The sequence below is a fragment of the Rothia santali genome (assembly GCF_024199905.1).
GTDB classification, from domain to species: Bacteria; Actinomycetota; Actinomycetes; order Actinomycetales; family Micrococcaceae; genus Rothia; species Rothia santali.
Genome location: NZ_JANAFB010000004.1, coordinates 1 through 24098, shown reverse-complemented (window position 1 = coordinate 24098; position 24098 = coordinate 1). Strand labels below are relative to the sequence as shown.

The following is a 24098-nucleotide window of genomic DNA, read 5'->3' as shown; positions in this document are numbered from 1 at the left end:
CGGGCGCGGCGGTGCGACGGACGGTCCTACAGTCCCTTCGGCCGGGCGACCTGCTCGAAGAGCCGGGCCAGCCAGTCGATGGTGAGCGCGAGCAGCGCCACGAGCAGGGAGCCGGTGACCAGCACCGAGTCCAGGGCGAGGTTCACGCCGGTGGTGATGAGCAGGCCGAGCCCGCCGCCGTCGATGAACGCCCCCAGCGTGGCCGTGCCGACCAGCAGCACCAGGGCGGTGCGGATGCCGGCGAGCATGACCGGGATGGCCAGGGGCAGCTCGATCTTGAACAGGACGGCGGCCGCGCTCATGCCCATCCCGCGCCCGGCCTCGATGAGCCGGCCGTCGACGCCGCGCAGGCCCACGATCGTGTTCCCGAGCACGGGCAGGAAGGCGTAGAGGATGAGCGCGACGACGGTGGCCTCGAACCCGAAGCCCAGCCAGAACGCGAAGAGCACGACGAGTCCGATGGCCGGCGCCGACTGGCCGATGTTGGCGATCGCCATGACCGGCGTCGTGTACCGGCGGAACGCGCCGCGGGTCAGCAGGATCCCGAGCGGGATGGCCAGCAGCAGCACGATGACGGCCGCGACCACGGTCAGCTTGAGGTGCTCCAGCGTGAGGTCCCACAGGTAGGACACGCTCAGGGTCACGCGCTCGGTCTCGGTCAGGTCCGCGCCGCGGATCCACAGGGCGATGGCGGCCAGGGCCGCGGCGATCACGAGGGGCTGGACCACCAGGCCGACCCAGCGGCGTCGGCCGGTGTCCAGCGATGCGCTGTCGGTTGCGGTGCTCACGGGCGTCCCTCCGGGCGGTCGGGGTTCTCGACGCCGCTCTCCGGGCGGGCCTGCTCGGGGCGGGTGCCCGCCCAGGGGGTCCCGGAGGTGGTCTCGGGCTCGGCGGAGGCCGACGCCGGGCGGGCGGCGTCGTCGGCGGTGCGGGCTGGGTCCTCGCGCTCGGCGTCGGCGTCGGCGTCGGCCCCGGAAGAACGGTCCGCGGCGGCGCGCTGGGCACCCTCGCGCTCGGTGTCGGCGTCGGCCGGTGCCGCGGAGGACCCGGCGGCGCCCTCCCGGGGCTCGCGGTCCGCGGCGTCGTCGCGGCCGTGGCCCTCGACGCGGGGGATCTGGCCGGTGTTGTTGCCCACCGGCGCCTCGCGCTGCGCCGCGGTGTCCCGGAGCTCGCGGATGGCGTTCATAACCGTCTCCACCGAGATCAGCCCCTGGAACTGGTCCCGGTGGCCGACCACGATCGCCGAGCCGGTGCTCGCCTGGAGCATCGAGTCGAGGGCGTCGTTGAGCGTGGAGCGGATGTTGACGAGCGGCAGGTCCTCGTCGCGCTCGCGCGGCAGGCGGTCCATCCGACTCAGCTGCTCCCGGGAGAGCCAGGCCAGCGGGCGGTCGCGCTCGTCGAGGATCACGGCGTTGCGGCGCTCGGCCAGCTGCACGAGCTTGAGCACCTCCTCCGGCGTCTGGTCCGGCCGGCCGATGACGCCGGGGCGCAGCTCGGCGTCGGCGACCCGGGCGAAGTTCAGCTGCTTGAGCCCGGCCCCGGAGCCGATGAAGTTCTCGACGAACTCGTTGGCGGGGTTGGCGAGGATCTGCTCGGGGGTGTCGTACTGGACGATCCGGGCGCCCTCGTCGAAGACGGCGATCCAGTCGCCGAGCTTCACGGCCTCGTCGAAGTCGTGGGTCACGCAGACGATGGTCTTGTGCAGCTCCGACTGGATGTTGATCAGCTCGTCCTGCAGGCGCTGGCGGGTGATGGGGTCCACCGCGCCGAACGGCTCGTCCATGAGGAGCACGGGCGGGTCGGCGGCGAGCGCGCGGGCCACCCCGACGCGCTGCTGCTGCCCGCCGGAGAGCTCCTTGGGGTAGCGGTCCCGGTAGGTCTCGACGTCGAGGGAGACCAGGTCCAGCAGCTCGTCGACGCGGGCCGCGATGCGGGCCTTGTCCCAGCCGAGCATCTTCGGGACGAGCCCGATGTTGGCCGCGACCGTCAGGTGCGGCAGCAGGCCGCCGGCCTGGATCACGTAGCCGATCTTGCGGCGCAGCTTGTCGCCGTTGATGTCGGTGACGTCCTCGCCGTTGATGATGAGCCGGCCCTCGGTGGGCTCGATCAGGCGGTTGATCATCTTCAGCGTCGTGGTCTTGCCGCAGCCCGAGGGGCCCACGAACATGACGATCTGACCGGCGGGGATCTCGAGGGTCAGCTGGTCCACGGCCGGCTTCTTCCCGCCGCCGTACCGCTTGGTGACGTTCTCGATCAGGATCGCGGCGCCGGTGGACGGCTGGTCGGTGTGCTCAGACACGGATTCCCCTTGAAGTGGTCAGGCGGCCGATGATGACGAGGACCGCGTCGAGTATTTGCGCCAGGATGACGACGGCGATGACGCCGACGGCCACTGACTCCAGCGAGTTGGCCCCGCCCAGGCGGGAGAGGCCGGAGAAGATGTAATTACCGAGCCCGGGGCCCAGCACGTAGGCGGCCACGGCGGCGATGCCCATGGTCATCTGCGCCGAGACCCGCATCCCGGCGAGGATCACGGGCCAGGCGAGCGGCAGCTCGACGCGGAAGAAGGTGCGGGCCCGGCTCATGCCGATGCCGCGTGCGGCCTCGATCGTGGCGGCGTCGACCCCGGCCAGCCCCACCACCGCGTTGCGCAGGATCGGCAGCACGGCGAAGAAGACGACGACGATCACGGCGGGCAGCACGCCGAACCCGAACGGGATGATCAGCAGGCCGATGAGCGCGAAGGACGGGATGGTCAGGCCGACGGCGGAGACGTTGTTGGCCGCGGAGGTCAGTCCGCGGCTGCGGTAGCACAGGGCCGCCAGCAGGATCGCGATGACGGTGGCGAGGATCAGGCACTGCACCACCAGGCTGAAATGCTGCCAGCTGGCGGACAGGATCTGCTCCCACCGCTCGGCGAAGAATGCGCTCATAGTGGTCCTTGGGTGGATCGGCGAGTGACGTGTGAGCCGGAGCTCTAATGTTCCACAATAATCAGTCTGCTGATATAGACCAACTCGCCGGCGCCGCGTCGTCGGCCGGGACCCCGCCGGCGGGCCCCTGTCACCCGAAACGTGAGGCGCAGTTGCGCCGGGGCACCCCCGCGCCGGACGATAAGGGGTGGACCATCCCCTCTTCTGTGAAGGATTCGCATGGCTGAACACACCTTCGGATTCCGCACCCGGGCGCTGCACGCGGGCGGGACCCCCGACGCCGAGCACGGGGCCCGCGCGGTGCCGATCTACCAGACCACCTCGTTCGTCTTCAAGGACGCCGACGACGCCGCCAACCTCTTCGCCCTGCAGAAGTACGGCAACATCTACTCCCGCCTGGGCAACCCGACCGTCTCCGCGTTCGAGGAGCGCGTGGCCTCGCTCGAGGGCGGGATCGGCGCGGTCGCGACCGCCTCCGGCATGGCCGCCGAGTTCATCACCTTCGCCGCGCTGACCCAGGCCGGGGACCACATCGTCTCATCCTCCCAGCTCTACGGCGGCACGGTCACCCAGCTGGACGTGACGCTGCGCCGCTTCGGCGTCGAGACCACCTTCGTGGACTCGATGGACGCCCAGGCGTTCAAGGAGGCCCTGCGCCCCAACACCAAGGCCATCTACACCGAGGTCGTCTCCAACCCGTCCTGCCAGGTCGCGGACCTGGAGGGCCTCGCCGAGGTCGCGCACGAGGCCGGCATCCCGCTGGTCGTGGACGCCACGATCTCGACGCCGTACCTGATCCGTCCCATGGAGCACGGCGCCGACATCGTCATCCACTCGGCCACCAAGTTCCTGGGCGGGCACGGGACGACGCTGGGCGGCGTCGTCGTCGAGTCCGGCCGCTTCGACTGGGGCAACGGCAACTTCCCCTCGATGACCGAGCCGGTGCCCTCCTACAACGGCGTCTCCTGGTGGGGGAACTTCGGCGAGTACGGATTCCTGACCAAGCTGCGCTCGGAGCAGCTGCGCGACATCGGGCCCTCACTCGCGCCGCAGTCGGCGTTCCAGCTGCTGCAGGGGGTCGAGACCCTGCCCCAGCGCATGGACGCCCACCTGGCCAACGCCTCCGAGGTCGTGTCCTGGCTCATGGCGGACCCGCGCATCGCCTACGTCAACCACTCCGGCCTGGCCGACCACCCGCACTACGAGCGGGGGCGGAAGTACCTGCCGCTGGGCGTGAGCTCGGTCTTCAGCTTCGGCGTCGCGGGCGCCGGGGAGCTGTCCGGCCGCGCGGTCGGCGAGCGGTTCATCGGGTCGCTGCAGCTCGCGAGCCACCTGGCCAACATCGGCGACGCCCGCACCCTGGTGCTGCACCCGGCGTCGACGACGCACCAGCAGCTCACCGCCGAGCAGCTCGCCGCGGGCGGGGTGAACGAGGACCTGATCCGGATCTCGGTGGGCCTCGAGGACCCCGAGGACATCCTGTGGGACCTGGACCAGGCGCTCGTCGCGGCGACCGGCCTGGACCGGGCCGGGGAGCCCGTGGCCGGGGCCGGGGCTCCGGCCGGCGCGCACGCGTCGTCGGGGGCCGGGGAGGCCACGCCCGGGGCGAGCGCCGAGGGCAACGCGGCGGTCGAGGGCGGCGGGACGGCCCTGAGCGCCGCCGCCACCGCGTCCGCCGGCCGGAGCGCGGCCACCGCGTCCGCCGGCGCGGGCTCGCCCGTTGCGTCCGACGCCGGGAATCCGCCCGCCGCCGCATCCGCCGACCAGAGGGAGGGCTAGACATGGCCGAGGCCAATCCGCAGCAGCCGGTGCCCGTGCGCACCTGGACGGGGCCCTCGGCCCCCGAGCGGCTGGGCATCCTGCACAGCACCCGCTCCGTGGCGATCGTGGGCATGTCCGACAAGCCCGCGCGCGCCTCGTACTTCGTGTCCACGTACCTGCTCTCGAGCTCGCCGTACACGGTGTACTTCGTGAACCCGATCCTCGCGGCCAAGGGGAAGGAGGTCCTGGGGCAGAAGGTCTACGCCTCGCTCGAGGACCTGCCGGAGGCGCCCGACGTCGTCGACGTCTTCCGCCGGGACGAGGACCTGCCCGACGTCGCGCGCGAGGCCGTGGCCGTGGGCGCCAAGACCCTGTGGCTGCAGCTGGGCTCGTGGAACGAGGAGGCCGCGCGGATCGCCGAGGAGGCGGGGCTGAGCGTGGTCATGGACCGGTGCATCAAGATCGAGCACGCGCGCTTCCACGGCGGACTGCACCTCTCCGGCTTCAACACCGGGGTGATCTCCTCGAAGCGTCAGCGCCGCGCGTAGGCGCCGGCGCCGCTGCGCCGCGGGGGTGCGCGTTCCGCGCCGCCCTCGGCCACCCGATGCCCCCTCCCCGCCGCGTTCCCCCGTGGAACGGCGGCGTGGAGGGGGCATTGGCGTCCTCGCGGGGCGCCGAGTGGCCCCCGGCGTCCCTCCCTGGGCGCCGGTCGCCCCATCTCGGAGTCCTCGCGGGGCGCCGGGCGCTCACTCGCCCCGCTGGCGCTGCTGGGCGATGGCGCGGCGGATCATGATCACCGCGTGCGGCACGTCCGCGGTGCCGAGCCGGTGCGTGCGCTCGAGGTCCCGGTGCCCGACCACCACCTCCACCCACCCCATGCTCTCCGTGCGCCGCCGACGCCGCTGGTCCCGCTGCCGCTGCCGCGCCTCCCCCGCCCGCGGATGCCGCACCTGGACGCTGACGGCGTCGGCCATGTCGGCGAGGTCGGAGCGGAACACGATCTCACCGTAGGCGTTGCGGATGGTCGCCCCCGCGTGCAGGCCCTTGATCCCGTGATCCTCGCACGCGAGCCGCAGCCGGGTGTGCAGCGCCGACGCCGCGCCGGGCCGCGCGCGCCGCATGGCGGCGTCGAACGCCTTGATGCCCCGCATCCTCCGATGCGCCCTCCGGAACTCGACCAGCTCGGCCCGCGTCACGGGCCGGTGCCCGACCGGGACGCCCTGCCCCTCCCAGTCGGCGGGACCGCCGGATCGGCCGCCCGCCGACCCACCGGCCGACCCACCGGCCGACTTGCCGGCGAGCCTGCCGGCGGGCATGCCGGCGAGGCCGCGGACGGCTCCGCGCCCGCTCGCCCCCGCCCCTGCGCCCGAGCCCCGCCGACTCGCGGCACCGCCCGGGCCCGTCACCCCGTTCGGCCCGCCGGACGCCCGCCCCGCCGCGCCCGCGCCGCCCGGCCTGGCGCGCTGCTCGAGCAGTCCGTCGAGCACGCACACCAGCTCCTCGTGGTCCAGCAGCTCCGTCAGGTCCAGCACCGTGCGCAGCGGCGAGGTGACGACGACGCCGCCCGCCCGCACCACGTCCAGCGGCCCGTAGGTGCACTGCCTGCTGATGACGCCCGCGCGGCGGATCCGGCTGCGGCCCGGGCCCCGGTTGAGGTGGATCATGCGGTAGCCGCGCAGCCTCTCCGGCAGGCGCAGCCCGTACATCTGGGCCGCCGTCACCGAGTTCACCACGCTGCCGGGAAGCGCGAGCGCCAGGTCGACGGCGTCCACCCACGGCTCGCGCGGGGTCTCCTGCCCTGCCGCCGCCGGGTCCGCGGCGGCCCACGGAACGTCCACCGCGCCGCGTGCTGGGCCGGCCGGGCGTTCGATCCGCGGATCAGCCGCCCGGTCGATCGCCGGCCCCGCGGCCCGCCCGGCCGCTGGCCTCGCCCCCCGTCCGGTCGCCGAACCTTCTCCCGCGGGGGCTCCCGCGCTCCGCCTCGCCGCGCCCGCTCCGCGGCGCCCGCCCCCAACGGACCCGCCGAGCGGCGCGGAGCCGCTGCGCCGCGGCGTCGCGCGCGGCCGCGAGCAGGTCCGCGGCCCCGCCGTACCTCTCCGGGTCGGTCCAGTGCTCACCCGTTCCGTGTCCGGGCCCATCTGTCACGTTCATGACTCTCACTGTCGCGATCCCGGTACGTCGGGCACAGGGGCGGGCCCCGATTGTGGAAACTCCTCCGATGTTTGAAAGAGATCCGGGGCGGACGGCGTCGGCGACTCGTCAGCACGCCGCGTCGAACCGCCGGGCTGCCACCGGGGCGCTCGTGGATCCGCCCGGATGCGGGCCGACGACTCGTCGTCCTCCCATGCCAGCGGCCCGTGACGACTCGTCGACGCCGCCCGGGGAGCCTCCCCTGACGAGTCGCCACCCCTCAGCGGGCGGGCCTCCCGGCGGGCCCGGAGCCCCGGGACGCGGAAGGGCCCGGACCGACGTCGTCGGCCCGGGCCCTCCCGGCGGTGTGCGGCGCCGGTTCGGCGCGCTGCGGCGGCGTTATCGCCGCAGCACGCGCAGCGCCCCGTTGTTCATGTTCCACGTCAGGGTGTAGCCGTTGGAGAAGTCTTGCCGCATCTCGTTGCCCACCTGGTACTCGCCGTTCAGCGGGTAGCCGTAGCCGCGCTCGTAGCCGCGCAGCGACCACTCGAAGCCGATGGCGCCGAACTCCTTGACGGGGTGCGCGCCCGTCGCGGGGGTCCACAGCATCTTGGTGCGCTTCCCGGCCAGGTCGAAGATCTGGTACTGACCCCCGCCGGAGGAGGGCGCCTCGTTCATGACGGGCTTGCCGAAGACGGCGGCCCCTCCCCCGCGGAGGTAGCGGTCGCCGATGGCGCCGCGGAGGGTGTACCCCGAGGTGCCCGAGGGGACCAGGCCGGGGTTCGTGGTGGGGGCCGGAGCCTGGGCCGGGGCGCCGTTGACCGCGGTGGAGGCGTCCGCTGGCGCTCCCCCGTTGGCGTAGCCGTAGAGGTTCACCGTGGACAGGAGCCGCCAGCCCTGGCGGGTGTTCTGGAGGCTGCCGTCGGCGTAGGTCAGGCCGATGCCGATCACCTCCGCCTTCGGGCTGATCAGCGCCGCGTTGTGGGCCGGGGAGGACTTCCACCAGCTGACGAGCTGGTCCACGCTGTCCTGGTGGGACAGGGCGATGATCTCATTGGTGTGGGTCCACCGGCCCGCCCGGGGGTCGGTCATGAAGGTCGTGGAGTGCCAGAAGGACTCCGCGACCACCTGGCGGTCCGAGTGCTCCTGGACGATCCCGGACAGGGTGCGCGAGTACCTGACCGGCTTGAGGCCCTTGGTCGCGCGGTACTGGTTGATGAGGGTCAGCATGCGCTGGGTGTCGGCGGTCCGCTTGGCGGCGCTGACCTGCACGATGTCGCTCTGCGCCGACTGCGCGGGGGGCGCCGCGGCGATCTGCCCGGCGGTGAGCCCGCCGGCGGCCAGGGCCGCGACGAGCGCGCCCGCCCCGACCTTCCGTCCGATCCCCGCCCCCCGGGCGGCGGGGGCGATGTGGCGCGGCACGTACCGCCGCGCGAAGGCCGCTCGGGCGTTCCCCAGGTCCAGGGTCATGGTCTGCTCCACTGCGTTCTCCAACGATCGATGCGAGTGATAGGTGCCCCGGGCGCGCAGGGCACAGGGGTACCTCGGATGCGGGGAAGAAGATCAAGGAAAGGTCACGAAATTGCCTTAGCTTGCGAAAAAATATATATCACCGTGATTCAGGGAGTTCTAGGGATTCACCCGACTTGCCCACAGATCACGACCAAAGTCTGATCAGACGCGACGAAAGACGAAGGCGCCCGGCCGGTCCAGAGGGACCGGCCGGGCGCCTTCGTCGCTGACTGGTGAAAACGTCAGCAGTCGGGGTGAGAGTCCAGCTCCGGAGAGCGGCGTCGCGCCGTACGGCGTCCGAGCACCGGCGTCGGAACGAGAGGCAGCGCCGCCCCCAGAACGAACGTCTCCATCGGGACATCGACCGCCATCAAAACCACCGCCTCGACGAGGAGTGCGAGGGGGCCCAGCGGGCGGCCGAGGCGGGCGCAGAACGACGCGGCGACCGTTCACACCGGGACGTTTCAACTAGTGAGGCGGAGGTGAGGTGACGCGAGTCGAGAACCGCCGGGGCGCGCTCGATCCCGGTCGAGACGAGACTTCGGGACGATCCGGGCGGGCACCCGGGAACAGCGCGAAATCGAGCGCGACGCCGCCCTCGAACACTTCGGCAGGGCGGCGGTGGCGACTCCGGTCGCGGCGGAGGGGCGCGGCGTCGACATCGATCAGGGAAGAGGATGTGACGCAGGGTGACCCGTCGGCGGAGGGCCTCGCGACGAGCCGGGCACCCGCCGGCGGGATGCCGGCGCGCCCGGCGCGAGGCCTCGGCAGGGTCAGCCCTCGCCGCCCGGGCCGCGCCCCTCCCCGCGGTCGGGCCGCTCACCGGAGTCGGGCCGCTGCCCGGAGTCGGGACGCTCACCGCGGTCGGGGCGCTCACCGGGGCCGCCCGCCGCGCCGCGGCCGCCCGCGGGCGCCTCCCCCTCACCCTCGTCCTCCCGGACGTGGATGTAGACCTTGGCGCCGTTCTTGGCCGGCGCCCGCCGAGAGTCCTGCAGCGAGATCGGCTCCACGATCACCGGGTAGGTGCCGGTGTACCCCTCCCGGGCCTCGGCGATCTCCCGCACCCGGTGCCGCACGACGAACCACCCGAGGACCAGCAGCGGGATCACGATCGCCATCGAGGCGAGCGTGTAGGTCCCCACGGGGAAGTCGAAGGCGATGAGCACGACGACGCCCACCAGGAAGGCCATCGTGAGGTAGTTGGTGAAGGGCGCCAGCGGGGCCCGGTACCCGGGCCGCTCGTGCACGCCCTGCCGGGTCAGGCTGATGAACTTCAGGTGCGGCATCGTGATGCCGGCCCAGCCGACGATGATGCCGACCGCCGAGACGTTCAGGACGATCTCGAAGGCCTGCTCCGGGACGTAGTAGTTGAGCACGACGCCGAGCAGCGCGACCACCGCGGTCAGCAGGATCCCGCCGAACGGCACGCCCGACTTGCTGAGGATCCCCGCGAACCGGGGCGCCGAGCCGTTCATGGCCATCGAGTGCATCACGCGCCCCGTGGAGAACAGCCCGGCGTTCAGGGAGGAGAGCGCCGCGGTGATGACCACCAGCTGCATGATGGGCCCGGCGGCGTCGACCCCGATCGAGGAGAAGAACGTGACGAACGGCGACTCGTCGGCCGAGTAGGCGGTGTAGGGCAGCAGGAGGGTCAGCAGCAGGACCGAGCCGACGTAGAAGATCGCGATGCGCAGGATCACCGTGTTGATGGCCTTGGGGATGGTCTTCTGCGCGTTCTCCGTCTCACCCGAGGCCGTGCCGACCAGCTCGATGCCCGAGTAGGCGAAGACCACGCCCTGCGAGACCACCAGCGCCGGGAGCAGGCCGTTGGGGATGAGCCCGCCGTTGTCCGTGATCAGGGAGAGACCCGTGACCGAGCCGGTGGGCGTCCCGAAGATCACGAAGAAGATGCCCACGACCATGAAGATCACCAGCGCCAGCACCTTGATGAGCGCGAACCAGAACTCCAGCTCGCCGAAGACCTTGACGGAGATCAGGTTCATCGCCACCACCACGGCGATCACGACGAAGGCGATGACCCACTGCGGGATGCTCGCGACGAACTCGCTGTACTGCCCGAACCAGCGGACGTAGATCGCGATCGCGGTCGCGTCGACGATGGTCGTCGCGGCCCAGCTGAGCCAGTACATCCAGCCGGTGAAGTAGGCGGAGCGCTCGCCGTAGAACTCGCGGCAGTAAGAGACGAAGGAGCCCGACGACGGCCGGTGCACCACGAGCTCGCCGAGCTGGCGCAGGATGAGGTAGCCGAAGAACCCGGCGATCGCGTAGACGACGAACAGGGCCGGCCCGGCCGACTCGAGCCGGCCGCCGGCGCCCAGGAACAGCCCCGTGCCGATCGAGCCGCCGATGGCGATCATCTGGATCTGCCGCGGGCGGAGGCTTTTGTGGAACCCCGCCTGCTCCTCGGCGAAGGCGCCCTGCGGGTCGGCCGCGGGCCGCCCCTGCGACGCCGTCTCCGTCCCGGCACCTGCCCCCGCTCCCGGGGTGGACGAGCTGCTCATGTGACACCTTCCCTGCGACGGTCCCCGCGCTGAGCACGCGGTGCTCCCGGTAGCCTACGCCCCCCGCACGCCAAAGTGTAATCTCAGACACACCATAAGTTGATCAAGAGGAAACACGACGCCGGGGCGCCCCCCGGAGGCTGCCCGCTCCCGCTCAGGACACGCCGCCCTCGCGCCGCACCGGGGTCCCGTGCCACGGCTGGAAGCGGCCGGGGACGGCGTCGAGCCCCGCCGCGGGGTCCTCGGGCAGGGTCAGGTCCCGGAGCAGCTCGCCCAGCAGGGGCGCGAACTTGCCGCCGTGGCCCGAGCACGGCGAGGCGACCACGACGCCGTCCCACCGGTCCAGCACGAAGTCCTCGCCGGGCGTGTTGGTGAACAGGCAGGTGGTCTCGGCGTAGGGCTCGGGGACGAGGCCGGGCAGCCGCTCCCGGACGAAGTCCACGACGTCGCGGCGCTGCGCCTCGGTGATCCGGAGGTCCTGCCCGGAGGCGTCGCGCAGGGGCCGCCCCGCGTTAAACCGGGCGACCTTCTGCCCGCGGTGCCCGGCGTCGCGCCCGCCGGGCAGGGCGTAGACCGGCAGGCCGTCCCCCATGTGGATCAGGACGGGCCAGGGGGCGGGGGTCGCAGACGGCGGGCCCGGGGCGGAGGGCGGAACCGGACCGGCCGCGGGGGCGGAATGCGGCGGCGAGCCGGGGGCGGAGGGCGCCGCCGGACCGGGGGCGGAATGCGTCGCCGGACCGGCCGCGTCCACCCCGTCGCGGTAGGGGAAGTGGAACGCCGCCTCCTGCATGACCCGCAGCGCCGGGAGCCGTTCGAGGCAGCCGGGCGGCAGGGGCAGCTCGCCCAGCAGGCCCGGGAGCCAGCCGCCCGCGGCCACCACGACCCGGCCCGCGCTCGCCCGGCGCCCGTCCCGGGCGAGGACCTCGTAGCCGCCGGTCCCGCGGGGCCCTCGCGCACCGAGGCCACGTCCCAGCCGGTCAGGACCCGCGCGCCGGCGGCCCGGGCGGCGTCGAGCAGCGCGGCGACCGTGCCCTCGGCGTCGAGGACCCCGGCGTCGGGCTGGAAGAGCGCCGGGGAGTCGAAGGAGATGCCCGGCCAGCGCTCGGCGGCCTCCCCGGCGGCGAGTAGCTCGTGGGGCCGGCCCGCCGCGGCGAAGGCGCCGGCGACCGCGTCGAGGCGACGCTCGGGGCCGAAGTCGAGGCCGCCGGTCCGGGTGATCAGGCGCGCGCCCGAGGCCTCCTCCAGCTCGCGCCAGCCGGCCTCGGCGCGGCGCAGCAGGTCGGTGTAGAAGCCGTCGGCGTACCCGTAGCGGAAGATCCGCGCCGAGCCGTGCGAGGAGCCCAGGCGCCCCGCCGGGACGTCGCGCTCGAGGACCAGCACGTCCCGGCCCGCCTGGGCGAGGCGCCAGGCCGCGGCGGCGCCCGTCAGGCCGGCCCCGACCACCACGACGTCGGCCGCCTCCCGCTGATCCACGGGTCCTACTCCGGGACCACGCGGACCGCGCCCTTGTCGGCGCTGGTGACCATCGAGGCGTAGGCGCGCAGCGCGCGGGAGACCTCGCGCTCGCGCGGCTTGGTCGGCTTCCAGGGCAGCGGGCCGCGGGCCTCGCGCCGGGCGGCCAGCTCCTCGTCGGAGACGTTGACGCGCAGCACGCGGTTCGCGACGTCGATCTCGATCTCGTCCCCGTGCTGGATCAGGCCCACCGCGCCGCCGGAGGCCGCCTCGGGCGAGATGTGCCCGATCGACAGCCCCGAGGTGCCGCCGGAGAACCGCCCGTCGGTGATGAGCGCGCAGTCCTTCCCCAGCCCGAGCCCCTTGAGGTACGACGTCGGGTACAGCATCTCCTGCATGCCCGGCCCGCCCTTGGGCCCCTCGTACTGGATGACGACGATGTCGCCCGGGTTCACGTGTTTGGAGAGGATCTCGAAGACGGCCTCGTCCTGGGACTCGACCACGAAGGCCTTGCCGGTGAAGTGGAACAGCGACTCGTCGATGCCGGCGGTCTTGATGATCGCGCCGTCCTCGGCGATGTTGCCGAACAGGACGGCCAGGCCGCCGTCCTTGGTGTAGGCGTGCTCGACCGAGCGGATGCAGCCATCCTCGGGGTCGACGTCGTGCGAGTCGAACTTATTGGCCGTGGAGAACGCCTGCGTGGTGCGGACCCCGCCCGGGGCGGCGAGGAACAGCTCGCGGGCGCGCTCGCTCGCGGTCTCGCGGCGGATGTCCCACTCGTCGAGCCACGCGTCCACCGACTCGGCGTGCACGGTGCGCACGCCCTCGTGGGTGAACAGCCCGGCGCGGTCCAGCTCGCCGAGGATCGCGGGGATGCCGCCGGCCTTGTGGACGTGCTCGATGTGGAAGCGGGTCGAGTTGGGCGCGACCTTGGTCAGGCACGGCACCCGCCGGGAGATCCGGTCGATGTCCTTCAGGGTGAAGTCGATCTCGGCCTCCTGCGCGGCGGCCAGGATGTGCAGCACGGTGTTGGTCGAGCCGCCCATCGCGACGTCGAGCGCCATCGCGTTGCCGAACGCGCTCTTGTTGCCGATGTTGCGCGGCAGGACCGACTCGTCGTCCTCCTCGTAGTACTTCTTGGCGAGCTCGACGACGGTGCGGCCGGCCTTGAGGAACAGCTCCTTGCGCGCGACCTGCGTGGCCAGCGTCGTGCCGTTGCCGGGCAGCGAGAGGCCGAGCGCCTCGGTCAGGCAGTTCATCGAGTTGGCGGTGAACATGCCGGAGCAGGAGCCGCAGGTCGGGCAGGCGTTCTCCTCGATCTGGGCGAGCTGCTCGTCGGTCACGCTCTCGTCCACGGCGTAGGACATCGCGTCCACCAGGTCCAGGCGGTGCTCGATCACGCCCTCGATCGCGTTGCCCGACTCCATGGGCCCGCCCGAGACGAAGACGACCGGGATGTTCAGGCGCATCGCGGCCATGAGCATGCCGGGGGTGATCTTGTCGCAGTTGGAGATGCAGACCAGGGCGTCGGCGCGGTGCGCGTTGACCATGTACTCGACCGAGTCGGCGATGATGTCGCGCGAGGGCAGCGAGTAGAGCATGCCGTCGTGGCCCATCGCGATGCCGTCGTCCACGGCGATCGTGTTGAACTCCTTGGCGACGCCGCCGGCCTCCTCGATGGCGCCGGCCACGAGCGAGCCCATGTTCTTGAGGTGGACGTGGCCGGGGACGAACTGGGTGAAGGAGTTCGCGATCGCGACGATGGGCTTGCCGAAGTCCTCGCTCTTCATGCCGGTGGCGCGCCACAGGGCGCGGGCGCCGGCCATGTTGCGTCCGGACGTGGATGTTCTCGAGCGCAGCTCGGGCATGGGCTCCTCCTCAGGTCAGACATGCTGTTAAAGAGGGTACTCCCGGTGCGGGGGCGGCCCGCACTCACCCTCCCCCGTCTCGGATGCTGAAACATCGTCTCACCCATCGGCGTCGAGAAGGATGCCTCGTGCTTCATATGCACCGGTCGCGCCGTCATGTCGTCACACCGCCGTGATCCCGGAGGGCGGTTGGCACGGAGGCCCCGGGCGGGCCAAGCTGGGAGGGGAGCGCACGACGCCGTCCGGGCGGCGGGCCCTCCCCGCGACACGACCCCAGGAGGAAGCATGCTCAACAGCTCGGACCGCATCCGCACCACCCACGTCGGCTCGCTGCCGCGCCCCACGGCCCTGCGCGAGGCCAACGCGGCCCGGCGGGACGGCTCGCTGAGCGAGGAGGACTTCCGGTCCGTCCTGACCCGCTCGGTGGACGAGGTCGTGGCGCGGCAGGTCGAGATCGGCCTCGACACCGTCAACGACGGCGAGTACGGCCACGCGATGGCCGGCACGGTCGACTACGGCGCGTGGTGGCACTACTCCTTCGCGCGGACCGGCGGGCTCGACGTCGTCGACGGCGTGACCTTCGACGAGATCCTCAAGACCCCGGGCAACGGCCGGTACAACAGCTTCGCGGTGCGCCGCGACTGGACCCGCTTCGCCGACTTCTACGCCGAGCTCGAGCTGGGCAACGACCCCTCGCGCGAGTTCCCCATCGCCACCGGGCCCCTGACCTACGAGGGCGGGGACGCCGTCGCGGCGGACATCCGCAACCTGACCGGCGCCGTCGAGCGCAGCGGGGCCTCGGAGGCCTTCGTCGCCGCGCTCTCCCCCGGCTCGGCCTCGCGGATCGGCAACCGCCACTACGCGACCGACGAGGAGTTCATCTACGCGTGGGCCGACGTCCTCCACGAGGAGTACAAGGCCATCACCGACGCCGGGCTGATCGTGCAGCTCGACGACCCCTCGATCGCCGAGGCGTGGGACCAGCTCAACCCCGAGCCCACGATCGAGGAGTACCTGCGCTTCAACCGGCTGGCCATCGAGGCCGCCAACTACGCGCTGCGCGGCATCCCCGAGGAGCAGGTGCGCTTCCACCTGTGCTGGGGCTCCTGGCACGGGCCGCACACCACCGACATCGAGATCAAGCACCTCATCGAGTCGCTGTTCACGATCGACGCCGGGGCCTACAGCTTCGAGGCCGCCAACGTCCGCCACGCCCACGAGTGGAAGGACTGGGAGGGTGTGAAGCTGCCCGAGGGGAAGCTGATCCTGCCCGGCGTCGTCTCCCACTCGACCAACGTCGTCGAGCACCCCGAGCTGGTCGCGCAGCGGATCGAGCAGTACGCCTCCGTGGTGGGGCGGGAGAACGTGATCGCCTCGACCGACTGCGGGCTGGGCGGGCGCATCCACCCGGAGATCGCGGAGGCGAAGCTGCGGTCGCTGACCGAGGGCGCGCGGATCGCGAGCGGGCGGCTGTTCTGAGCGGGACCGGGCGGACCCTCCCGCGCTCGCCCCCTGATCGGTTCGGCACCGATGCCGCGCGCACGGCACCCTCGCACGGCCCGGAGGCGCCCGCACCCGTCTAGTCTGAGAGGCGAGTCGAGGGATCCTGGCCCCGGCCGGGAGACCCCATGCTCCCCGGCGGCCTCCCGCGACTCGCGAGATCCCCATCTCACGCCGGCCCCTCGCCACGCGCGAGGGGCCGGACTCGTTAATGAACGGCCTCGTCAGGCCGGTGCGGATAGTGTGATGCATACCATTCGCACCGGTGCCCGACCTCGGGAGGGCACCGGCAGACCTCGACGCTGAGGAGACCCTGCATGGCCCCGCATTCCGAATCGAAGACCGTCGAACTCCTCTCCCCGGTGGCCGGCCGCGTGGTCGGCATCGAGGAGGTGCCGGACCCGGTCTTCTCCAAGAAGCTCGTGGGGGACGGATTCGGGGTCAGCGACCCGCCCGGCGGCGCCGTCCTCGCGCCGGTCAGCGGCAAGGTCACCATGTCCGCCGAGTCCAAGCACGCCCTGGGCTTCCGCACCCCGGACGGCCTGGACGTCCTGGTCCACCTCGGCATCGACACCGTGGAGCTGGAGGGCAGGCCGTTCACCCTCCACGTGGGCAAGGGGGACGAGGTCGAGGCCGGCCAGGAGATCGGTCGGATGGACGTCGAGGCCATCCGCGAGGGCGGCAAGGACTCGACCGTCATCCTCGCGGTCACCAACACCCCCAAGGTCCTGGCCTCGCTCGAGGTCAACCCGCGGCAGGTCGAGGCCGGCGAGGCCGCGGCCACCGCCGGGCTGAAGGAGCGCGAGGAGGCGGCGGAGGCCGCGGACGGGCGGTCCGTGGCGTCGGCATCGGCCTCGGCGTCCGGCGGCGAGGCGTTGGCAGGCGGCGGGGCGGCGTCCGGCGGCGAGGCCACGGCCGGTGCCGCGGCGTCCGGCGACGCGGCGGGCGACGGCGACGAGGCGGCCCCGGGCGGCGGCGTCGCCACCCGCGAGGACTCCGAGCGCCCCGCCGACCTCGAGGGCTTCGACGCGCTGGCCTGGGACATCCTGAAGCACATCGGCGGCAAGGGCAACATCCGCAGCGTCACCCACTGCATCACCCGGGTGCGCTTCTATCTCAAGGACCAGGCGAAGGCGGACGACGACGTCGTCGCGGACCTGGACGGCGTGATCGACGTCGTGAAGGCCGGCGGGCAGTACCAGGTGGTGATCGGCCCGGCCGTGGAGGACGTGTACGACGCCGTCGTGGCCCAGCTCGGCGAGGAGAAGGCGTCCGGCGAGCAGGCCGCGGGCGAGGACGACGTCGAGCGCCCCAGCACCGCGTGGGGCTGGGTCAAGCACGGCTTCAGCTCGCTGATCGGCGTGATCACCGGCTCCATGATCCCGGTGATCGGCCTGCTGGCCGCCTCGGGCATCATCAAGGGGATCCTGTCCCTGCTGCTGACCTTCGGCGCGATCACCGAGGAGAGCCAGACCTACGCCGTCATCAACGCGATGAGCGACTCCGTGTTCTTCTTCCTGCCGATCTTCGTCGGCTTCACCGCGGCCCGGCGGCTCGGGGCGGACCCGATCATCGTGGCGATCGTCGGCGGCGTGCTCACCTACCCGTCGCTGGTCTCGATCTCCGAGACCGACGGGCAGCAGTCGATCCTGGGGATGTCCCTCAACGCCGAGTTCTTCGGCCTGCCGTACCACATGGCCGCCTACACCTACTCGATCTTCCCGATCATCGTGGCCGCCTGGCTCGCCTCGATCCTGGAGCCGTGGCTCAAGAAGGTCATCCCGGTGACCGTGCGCATGATCTTCCTGCCGCTGATCGAGGTGGTCGTGGTCTCGCTCGCGATCCTGCTGGTGCTGGGGCCCGTGGTCACGTTCCTCTCGGGCGGCATCGCGGCCGGCATCCAGGGTCTGTACGACCTCTCGCCCACGGTCTCCGGGCTGGTCATCGGCGGTCTCTACCAGTGCCTGGTGATCTTCGGCCTGCACTGGGCCGTGATCCCGCTGATCGCCCAGGACATCGCGGCCACCGGCAGCTCCTCGCTCAACGCGATCGTCTCCGCGACCATGGTCGCCCAGGGCGGCGCCGTGCTCGCGGTGTTCTTCAAGTCCCGCGTCCAGAAGATCAAGACGCTGTCCGGCCCGGCCGCGATCTCCGCGTTCTGCGGCATCACCGAGCCCGCCATGTACGGCGTCAACCTCAAGTACGGGCGCGTGTTCGTCATGGCCCTGGCCGGCGGCGCCGTCGGCGGCTTCCTCACCGGGATCCTCAACGTCAACATGTGGGGCTTCACGGGCGCCCTGGTCGGGTTCACGTCCTTCGTCAACCCCGAGGGCCTGGACGCCAGCTTCTGGGGCTACCTCATCGCCTCGGGCGCCGCGCTGACCGTGTCCTTCGTGCTGACCTGGTTCTTCGGCTTCAAGGACGCCGACGTCGAGAAGGCGCGGGACGTCAAGAAGGTCCGCCTGGGCCGCCGGGACCCGGTGCAGAAGTAGGACGACGCCGGGGCCGGCGGGCGGCGCGGCCCGCTGACCGCCCGGCCGCGTCGGGTCTGACGGCGGCCGGCGGCCGGCCCCGCCTCAGCGGGACAGCAGCAGCGCCTCGCCCTGCCCGCCGCCCCGCACAGCGCGACCGGGCCCCGCCCCCCGCCCCGCCGGGAGAGCTCCAGCGCGGCGTGCAGCGCCAGCCGCGCGCCCGAGGCGCCGATCGGGTGCCCCAGCGCGATGGCCCCGCCGTGGACGTTGACCCGCGCGGCGTCGAGCCCCAGGTCCCGCGCGGACTGGTAGGACACGGCGGCGAACGCCTCGTTGATCTCCCAGAGGTCCACCTCCGACGCCGTCCACCCCGCCCGGCGCAGGGCCGCCGCGGCCGCGCGCGAGGGCTGGGAGTGCAGCGAGGCGTCGGGCCCGGCGGTCTGCCCCGAGGCGCCGACCTCGGCCAGCCGCGGCAGCCCGTGCCGCTCGGCGTAGGCCCGCGAGGCGAGCACCAGCGCGGCCGCTCCGTCAGAGAGCGGCGAGGAGTTCCCGGCGGTGATGGTCCCGCCCTCCCGGAAGGCCGGCCGCAGGCCCGCCAGCGCCTCGGACGTGGAGTCGGGGCGCACGCCCTCGTCGGCGTCGACCCTCTCCGACCCGCGGCGCCCGGGCACCTCGACCGGCACGATCTCCGCCGCGAAGACCCCGGCCGCGGCGGCCTCCCCGGCCCGCCGGTGCGAGGCCGCCGCGATCTCGTCCTGGACCGCGCGCCCGATCCCGCGGGCGGCGTTGTCCGCGTCGGCGCCCTCGCCCATGCTGCGGCCGTCCTCGGCGTCAGTCAGCCCGTCCCGGGCCACGGCGTCGAGCAGCCGCAGGTCGCCGTAGGTCCGCCCGGCCCGGATCCCGGGGGCCAGGTGCGGCGCGCCGGACATCGACTCCTGGCCGCCCGCGACCACCACCTCGGCCTCCCCCAGCCGGATCAGCCGGGCGGCGTCGGTGACGGCCAGCAGCCCGGACAGGCACACCTTGTTCAGCGTGGTCGCGGGGGCGCGGCGCGGGATGCCCGCCCGCAGCGCCGCCTGTTTGGCCGGGTTCTGGCCCGCACCCGCCTGGATCACCTGGCCCATGAGGACCTGGTCCACGAGCCCGGGGTCGACGCCGGCCCGCTCGAGCGCCGCCGCGATGGCCCGGCCGCCGAGCTCCACGGCGCTCAGCGGGGCGAGCCGCCCCATGATCCGGCCCTGCGGGGTGCGCGCCCCGGCGAGGATGACGACGTCGTTCGGCTGCTGCACGTGGGCTCCCTGGCGGTGTCCGGCGATGGTGTCCTGCGTCTCATCGTACCGAGGGGCGGCCGCCGCCGAGGCGGGCGCCCCGGAGGCGGGGCAGTTCGGGAGGCGGAGTCAGGCTCCGCAGGGGGCCGGTTCCGCAGGCGGGACCGGTTCCACGGGCGGGCCGGTTCCGCAGGCGGGTGCAGCTCCGGGGGCGGGTCAGCGCCGGCTGATCCTCCGGTACTGCGCCACGGCGAGCGGGGCGAAGACCGCGATGATCGCCAGGCAGCACAGCAGCGCGTAGAGCGGCGCGTGCTCCGCCGGCCACCCCCCGGCGGCCTCGAACCCCGCGGGGGCCGGGTTGCCGAAGCCCTCGCGCGCCGCGGTCGCCACCGCGGTCACCGGGTTCCACTGCGCGATCAGCCGCAGCGGCCCGGGCAGCATCTCGGCGGAGACGAAGGCCCCGGAGATGAAGCAGACCGGGAACAGCCACAGCAGCCCGAGGCTCTGCGCGACCTCGACGCTGCGGGCGGTCAGCGCGATCACCGCGCCGATCCAGGAGACCGCGAAGGCGAAGAGCAGCAGCAGGAGGAACGTCAGGACCACGCTGGCCGGGTCCGCGTGCGTCCGCCAGCCGATGGCCAGGCCGCAGGCCAGGATCACGACCAGGGAGATCACGCTGGTGACCAGGTCGGAGCTGGTGCGCCCCAGGATCACGCCCACCCGCGACATCGGCAGGGCGCGGAACCGGTCCACGATGCCCTGCTGCAGGTCCTTCGCGAGGTACACGGCGGTGAAGGAGGAGTTGAACGTCAGCGTCTGGGCGAGGATCCCGCCGATCAGGAACTGCCGGTACGCCCCGCCGCCCAGCGCCCCGCCGAAGACGAAGGCGAGGATGAGGACGAAGATGATCGGCTGGGCGACGCCGGTGACCAGGGCCCCCGGCGTCCTGCGGACGTTGACGATGTTGCGGCGCGCGATGACGACGCCGTCGCGCAGTGCGGTGGCCGCGCTCATGAGTCGCTCCTTCCGGTGGAGGCTTCGGCCGGGAGGCGGGCCGCGCCCGGCGTCCCCGTGATCTTCAGGAAGACCTCGTCCAGGGTGGGCTGGCGCAGGGCCGCCTCGGCGACCGGCTCCCCGGCCGCGGCGAGGCGGCCGAGCACCCGCCGCAGGGTCTCGGGCCCGTCCGGCGCGGAGGCGGTGATCCGGTGCGCCCGCTGGTCGTACTCGGCGCCGGGGGCCGCCTCCGCGACCGCGCGCAGGGCGCCCTCGGGCGGCGCCCCCGGGACCAGCAGGACGTCGATCCGCGAGCCCCCCGCCTGGGCCTTGAGCTCCCCGGCCGTGCCCTCGGCGATGATCCGGCCGGCGTCGATCACGGCGATCGAGTCGGCCAGCTCGTCCGCCTCCTCGAGGTACTGGGTGGTCAGCAGCACCGTGGTGCCGCCCGCGGCCAGGTCCGAGATCGCGTCCCACGTGTCCCGGCGGCCGCGCGGGTCCAGCCCGGTGGTCGGCTCGTCGAGGATGACCACGGGGGGCCGGGCCACGATCGCGCCGGCCAGGTCCAGGCGGCGCTTCATCCCGCCGGAGTAGGTGCCGGCGCGCTGCCCGCGGGGGACGGTGTCGAGCCGGAAGTGCTCCAGCAGCTCCTGGGCCCGGGCCTTGGCCTCCCGGCGGCGCATGCCGTAGAGCTCGCCCACGAGGGTCAGGTTCTCGTGGCCGGTCAGCTTGTCGTCCACCGCGGCGTACTGGCCGGAGACGCCCAGGCGGCGGCGCACCTCGTGGGGCTCGGTCCGCACGCTGTGGCCGGCCACCAGGGCGTCGCCGTCGTCGGGCTCCAGCAGGGTGGTCAGGACGCGGACCGACGTCGTCTTCCCGGCGCCGTTGGGGCCGAGCAGGCCCTGGACGCGCCCGGCGGGCACCTCCAGGTCCACGCCGTCCAAGGCCCGGAAGCCGCCGAAGCTCTTGCCGACCCCGCGCAGTGAGATCACGAGGCGGCCAGGTCCCGGTCGGCGACCGGGGTGATGTCCCGCCAGTTCTCCTCGACGTAGTCCAGGCAGTCCCGGCGCGCGGCCGGCCCGTAGACCGCCACCCAGCCCTGGGGCACGTCGGCGAAGTCCGGCCACAGGGAGTGCTGCCGGAGCTCGTTGACCAGCACGCGGAACTGTCCGTCCTCGTTGTCGAAGGGGTTCGTCATCTCTCTCGCACTCGCTTCTCCCCGCCCGGCGGGGTCGCCGGGCACGGGTGTCGATGGGTCCTATCGGTTACGTCTTTCGTACTACCCGGTATTCGTCGCCGCCGCGGATTCGGATGGGCCGATGCGGGATCGGATCGCCGCCGCCCCGCGGTCAATCGCGTGACGCCGAAAGCAATCGACGCAGGTCGGGGGCCATCTGGGCGACCGCGGCGGGGGCCAGCATGCCGTCGTGAGCGGCGTCGACCGCGCTGCTGGTCACCCGTCCCGTGACGTGCTCCTCCCAGGCCTCCGGGGCGGGGCGCCCGGCGGGGACCTCGCGCGTCGCCTCGAAGACGTGGAGGTTGCCGTCGAAGGTCGGGATCGGGGCCTCGTCGAGGATCCGGCCCGTCCGGCGGAAGCGCCGCGCGATCCGCTCCACCGTCCGCTCGGGGACGTCGCCCAGGGGGTTGCCCGCGGCCCGCAGGGTCTCGAGCACGGCGCCCGCGCCCAGCTCCTCCGGCAGGCCCTCGGTGAGCCCGTGGGCGGCGAGCAGGCCGCGCCACATGCGCTGCTCGTCCGCGACGCCGGCCAGCGCCTCCTCGCTCGGGTAGGCGTCGATGAGCCCCAGCGTCGCGACCTCCCGGCCCCGGTCCCGCAGCCGGGCGGCGATGGCCTGCGCCAGCCGCCCGCCGAAGGACCAGCCGACCAGGTGGTACGGCCCCTCCGGTTGGATCTCCAGGATCGTGTCCAGGTAGTCGGCCACGAGCTCGTCGAGGTCCTCCGGCTCGGCGCGTTCGGGCTCGTCCGGGGCGATCCCGGGCATCTGCAGCCCCATCACCGGGCGGTCCTGCGCCACGTGGGGCAGCAGGGCCGAGAAGGCCCAGCTGAGGCCGCTGGCCGGGTGGACGGCGAAGAGCGGGGCGGCGTCGCCCTCCGGGCGCAGCGGCAGGACGGGCCGTAGGCTCTCGGCCACGGCGCCCCCGCCGCCCTCGACCAGGGCCGCGAGACCGGCCACGGTGGGCGCCTGGAAGACGGCCTGGACCGGCAGCTCGGTCCCGAGCGCCTCGTTGACGGCGCTGACCACCGGCTGCGCGACGAACGAGTGGCCGCCGAGGTCGAAGAACGAGTCGCCGGCGGCGACCCCCTCGACGCCCAGCAGGCGCTCGTAGGCCTCGGCGACGGCGCGCTCGGCGCCCTCCCGGGGCGCGCGGCCGGTGCCACCGGCGGTGCGCGGCTGCGGGAGCGCCGCCTCGTCGACCTTCCCGTTGGCGGTCAGGGGGACCTCGGGGATCGTCGCGAGCGCCGCCGGGACCATGTAGTCGGGGACGCGGCGGCCCAGCTCGGCCAGGAGCTCCTCCCCCGGCTGCGCTTCCGGGTCCCGCGGGACCACCCAGGCGATCAGCTCGGCGCCGCGCTCGGTCCGCCGGGGGCGCACCACGGCCTGGGCGACGCCGTCGGCGGCGCGGAGCAGGGACTCCACCTCGCCGGGCTCCACCCGGTAGCCGCGGATCTTGACCTGGTCGTCGCTGCGCCCGAGGGTCTTGACGGCCACGCGGCCGCCGGCGTCGGGCTCCCCCGCCACCACGACGTCGCCGGTGCGGTACATCCGGCTGCCGTCGGCGGCGAAGGGGTCGGCGGTGAAGGACAGCGCGGTGGTCCCGGGGCGGCCCGCGTACCCGTCGGCCAGCTGGGGCCCGGCGAGCCACAGCTCTCCCGAGGCCCCCGGCGGCACCGGGCGCAGGCGGTCGTCCAGGACGTAGGCGGCCGTGCCGGCGGTCGGCGCGCCGAGCTCGGGCGACGCCGCGTCGGCCACGCGGGCCACCATCGAGTCGACGCCCACCTCCGTGGGGCCGTACAGGTTCCAGGCGCGCACGGCGGGCCGCTCGCGCAGCCACGACCACAGGCCCGGGTCCAGGGGCTCCCCGCCCAGCATCAGGTGGAAGGGCTCCTCCGCGGGGCGGTCGTCGAGGTGCTCGGCCAGCCGCGTCTGGGCCGCGAGGGCCGCGACGTAGCTGGGCGTGGTCTCCCAGGCCGTGATCCCCTGCTCGGCGAAGCGCTCGACCAGCGCCTGGGGGTCGCGCCGGACCGCGTCCGGGAGGACGTGCACCTCGTGGCCGTCGGCCAGCCAGAGCAGCGGGTCCATCGCGGCGTCGAAGCCGACGCCGGTGGTGTGGGCCAAGCGCGCCGGGGGCTCGCCGGGACCGGGCAGCACGCTCGCCCGGTGCGAGGCGAGCAGGTGCGCCAGCGCGCGGTGGGGCACCTGGACCCCCTTGGGCTCCCCGGTGGTCCCGGAGGTGAAGATCAGGTAGGCCGGGTCGGAGAGGCCCGGGGCGGGCGCCTCCGCCGCGTGCTCGGGCAACGCGGGCTCGGGCTTTGCGGGCTTCGGCGCCGCGGACTCGGGCGACGCGGGCCGGGGCACCTGGAGGTCCCAGCGCAACAGGTCGGCGAGGCCGAGCAGCCGCCGGCCGTCGAGGCCCGCGCGCTCCGCCCCGGCCCGGGCCGCCTCGGCAC

17 protein-coding genes and 1 pseudogene are annotated in these 24098 nt (G+C 73.4%); 4 read left to right on the top strand and 14 right to left on the bottom strand.

Features of this window, described 5'->3' with window-relative positions; genetic code table 11:
- Positions 1–26 precede the first annotated feature (26 nt).
- From NBM05_RS02640 to NBM05_RS02630, 3 genes are read right to left on the bottom strand one after another with little or no spacing between them, the layout of a single operon-like run.
- Positions 27–788, bottom strand: coding sequence for an ABC transporter permease (locus NBM05_RS02640; RefSeq protein WP_254164926.1), 762 nt, complete (start codon positions 786–788; stop codon positions 27–29).
- On the bottom strand, positions 785–2299 hold the full coding sequence (locus NBM05_RS02635; protein ID WP_373689266.1) for an ABC transporter ATP-binding protein: 1515 nt from the start codon (positions 2297–2299) through the stop codon (positions 785–787). Before NBM05_RS02635 ends, NBM05_RS02640 begins: the two co-directional genes overlap by 4 nt.
- Positions 2292–2933: an ABC transporter permease gene (locus NBM05_RS02630; protein WP_254164924.1), complete on the bottom strand. Its 642-nt coding sequence runs from the start codon at positions 2931–2933 to the stop codon at positions 2292–2294. Before NBM05_RS02630 ends, NBM05_RS02635 begins: the two co-directional genes overlap by 8 nt.
- Positions 2934–3152: 219 nt before the next feature.
- Between NBM05_RS02630 and NBM05_RS02625 the strand changes: the two genes are divergently transcribed.
- Entirely contained in the window at positions 3153–4712 is a 1560-nt protein-coding gene (locus tag NBM05_RS02625; RefSeq protein WP_254164923.1) for an O-acetylhomoserine aminocarboxypropyltransferase/cysteine synthase family protein, read from the top strand.
- A gap of 2 nt (positions 4713–4714) precedes the next feature.
- On the top strand, positions 4715–5242 hold the full coding sequence (locus NBM05_RS02620) for a CoA-binding protein (RefSeq protein ID WP_254164922.1): 528 nt from the start codon (positions 4715–4717) through the stop codon (positions 5240–5242).
- Positions 5243–5440: 198 nt separating this feature from the next.
- Here NBM05_RS02620 and NBM05_RS02615 read toward each other — a convergent pair whose 3' ends face one another.
- From NBM05_RS02615 to ilvD, 6 genes are all read right to left on the bottom strand, one after another.
- A complete protein-coding gene (locus NBM05_RS02615; protein ID WP_254164920.1) occupies positions 5441–6532 on the bottom strand; it encodes a hypothetical protein in 1092 nt (363 codons plus the stop codon).
- Between the two features lie 691 nt (positions 6533–7223).
- Entirely contained in the window at positions 7224–8318 is a 1095-nt protein-coding gene (locus NBM05_RS02610) for a CAP domain-containing protein (RefSeq protein WP_254164918.1), read from the bottom strand.
- 791 nt (positions 8319–9109) lie between these two features.
- Complete coding sequence (locus NBM05_RS02605; protein ID WP_254164916.1) at positions 9110–10858, bottom strand: amino acid permease; 1749 nt, start codon at positions 10856–10858, stop codon at positions 9110–9112.
- Between the two features lie 154 nt (positions 10859–11012).
- Positions 11013–11450: an FAD-dependent oxidoreductase gene (locus tag NBM05_RS02600; RefSeq protein ID WP_309248097.1), complete on the bottom strand. Its 438-nt coding sequence runs from the start codon at positions 11448–11450 to the stop codon at positions 11013–11015.
- Between the two features lie 5 nt (positions 11451–11455).
- Entirely contained in the window at positions 11456–12331 is an 876-nt protein-coding gene (locus NBM05_RS02595) for an FAD-dependent oxidoreductase (protein ID WP_254164914.1), read from the bottom strand.
- Between the two features lie 5 nt (positions 12332–12336).
- Positions 12337–14178 carry a dihydroxy-acid dehydratase gene (ilvD, locus tag NBM05_RS02590; RefSeq protein WP_254164912.1) on the bottom strand — a complete coding sequence of 614 codons (1842 nt, stop codon included), beginning with the start codon at positions 14176–14178 and terminating at the stop codon, positions 12337–12339.
- Positions 14179–14463: 285 nt separating this feature from the next.
- On the opposite strand from ilvD, the gene NBM05_RS02585 reads away from it, so the two are divergent.
- Entirely contained in the window at positions 14464–15657 is a 1194-nt protein-coding gene (locus NBM05_RS02585) for a cobalamin-independent methionine synthase II family protein (RefSeq protein WP_254164911.1), read from the top strand.
- Between the two features lie 338 nt (positions 15658–15995).
- Positions 15996–18170 (top strand): PTS sugar transporter subunit IIABC, encoded by a 2175-nt coding sequence (locus NBM05_RS02580; protein ID WP_254164910.1) that lies wholly within the window; start codon positions 15996–15998, stop codon positions 18168–18170.
- A gap of 84 nt (positions 18171–18254) precedes the next feature.
- Here the strand turns inward: NBM05_RS02580 and NBM05_RS02575 are convergent.
- The 5 genes and pseudogenes from NBM05_RS02575 to NBM05_RS02555 all read right to left on the bottom strand — a co-directional run.
- Positions 18255–19378: pseudogene (locus tag NBM05_RS02575) on the bottom strand (acetyl-CoA C-acyltransferase).
- 255 nt (positions 19379–19633) lie between these two features.
- Positions 19634–20431, bottom strand: a complete 798-nt coding sequence (locus tag NBM05_RS02570) for an ABC transporter permease (RefSeq protein ID WP_254164909.1) — start codon at positions 20429–20431, stop codon at positions 19634–19636.
- Complete coding sequence (locus NBM05_RS02565) at positions 20428–21402, bottom strand: ATP-binding cassette domain-containing protein (RefSeq protein ID WP_254164908.1); 975 nt, start codon at positions 21400–21402, stop codon at positions 20428–20430. Before NBM05_RS02565 ends, NBM05_RS02570 begins: the two co-directional genes overlap by 4 nt.
- Complete coding sequence (locus tag NBM05_RS02560) at positions 21399–21608, bottom strand: MbtH family protein (protein ID WP_254164907.1); 210 nt, start codon at positions 21606–21608, stop codon at positions 21399–21401. The genes NBM05_RS02565 and NBM05_RS02560 overlap by 4 nt, the downstream gene beginning before the upstream one ends.
- Before the next feature lie 151 nt (positions 21609–21759).
- The coding region (locus NBM05_RS02555) for an alpha/beta fold hydrolase (RefSeq protein WP_254164906.1) at positions 21760–24098 on the bottom strand (2339 nt) is incomplete at its 5' end.

Bases quoted from the DNA above. Each gene is read 5' to 3' on its own strand.
- NBM05_RS02600 (WP_309248097.1), bottom strand. From the start codon at position 11,450: ATGGGGGACGGCCTGCCGGTCTACGCCCTGCCCGGCGGGCGCGACGCC.
- NBM05_RS02630 (WP_254164924.1), bottom strand. From the start codon at position 2,933: ATGAGCGCATTCTTCGCCGAGCGGTGGGAGCAGATCCTGTCCGCCAGC.
- NBM05_RS02625 (WP_254164923.1), top strand. From the start codon at position 3,153: ATGGCTGAACACACCTTCGGATTCCGCACCCGGGCGCTGCACGCGGGC.
- NBM05_RS02580 (WP_254164910.1), top strand. From the start codon at position 15,996: ATGGCCCCGCATTCCGAATCGAAGACCGTCGAACTCCTCTCCCCGGTG.
- NBM05_RS02620 (WP_254164922.1), top strand. From the start codon at position 4,715: ATGGCCGAGGCCAATCCGCAGCAGCCGGTGCCCGTGCGCACCTGGACG.
- NBM05_RS02605 (WP_254164916.1), bottom strand. From the start codon at position 10,858: ATGAGCAGCTCGTCCACCCCGGGAGCGGGGGCAGGTGCCGGGACGGAG.
- NBM05_RS02560 (WP_254164907.1), bottom strand. From the start codon at position 21,608: ATGACGAACCCCTTCGACAACGAGGACGGACAGTTCCGCGTGCTGGTC.
- ilvD (WP_254164912.1), bottom strand. From the start codon at position 14,178: ATGCCCGAGCTGCGCTCGAGAACATCCACGTCCGGACGCAACATGGCC.
- NBM05_RS02585 (WP_254164911.1), top strand. From the start codon at position 14,464: ATGCTCAACAGCTCGGACCGCATCCGCACCACCCACGTCGGCTCGCTG.
- NBM05_RS02570 (WP_254164909.1), bottom strand. From the start codon at position 20,431: ATGAGCGCGGCCACCGCACTGCGCGACGGCGTCGTCATCGCGCGCCGC.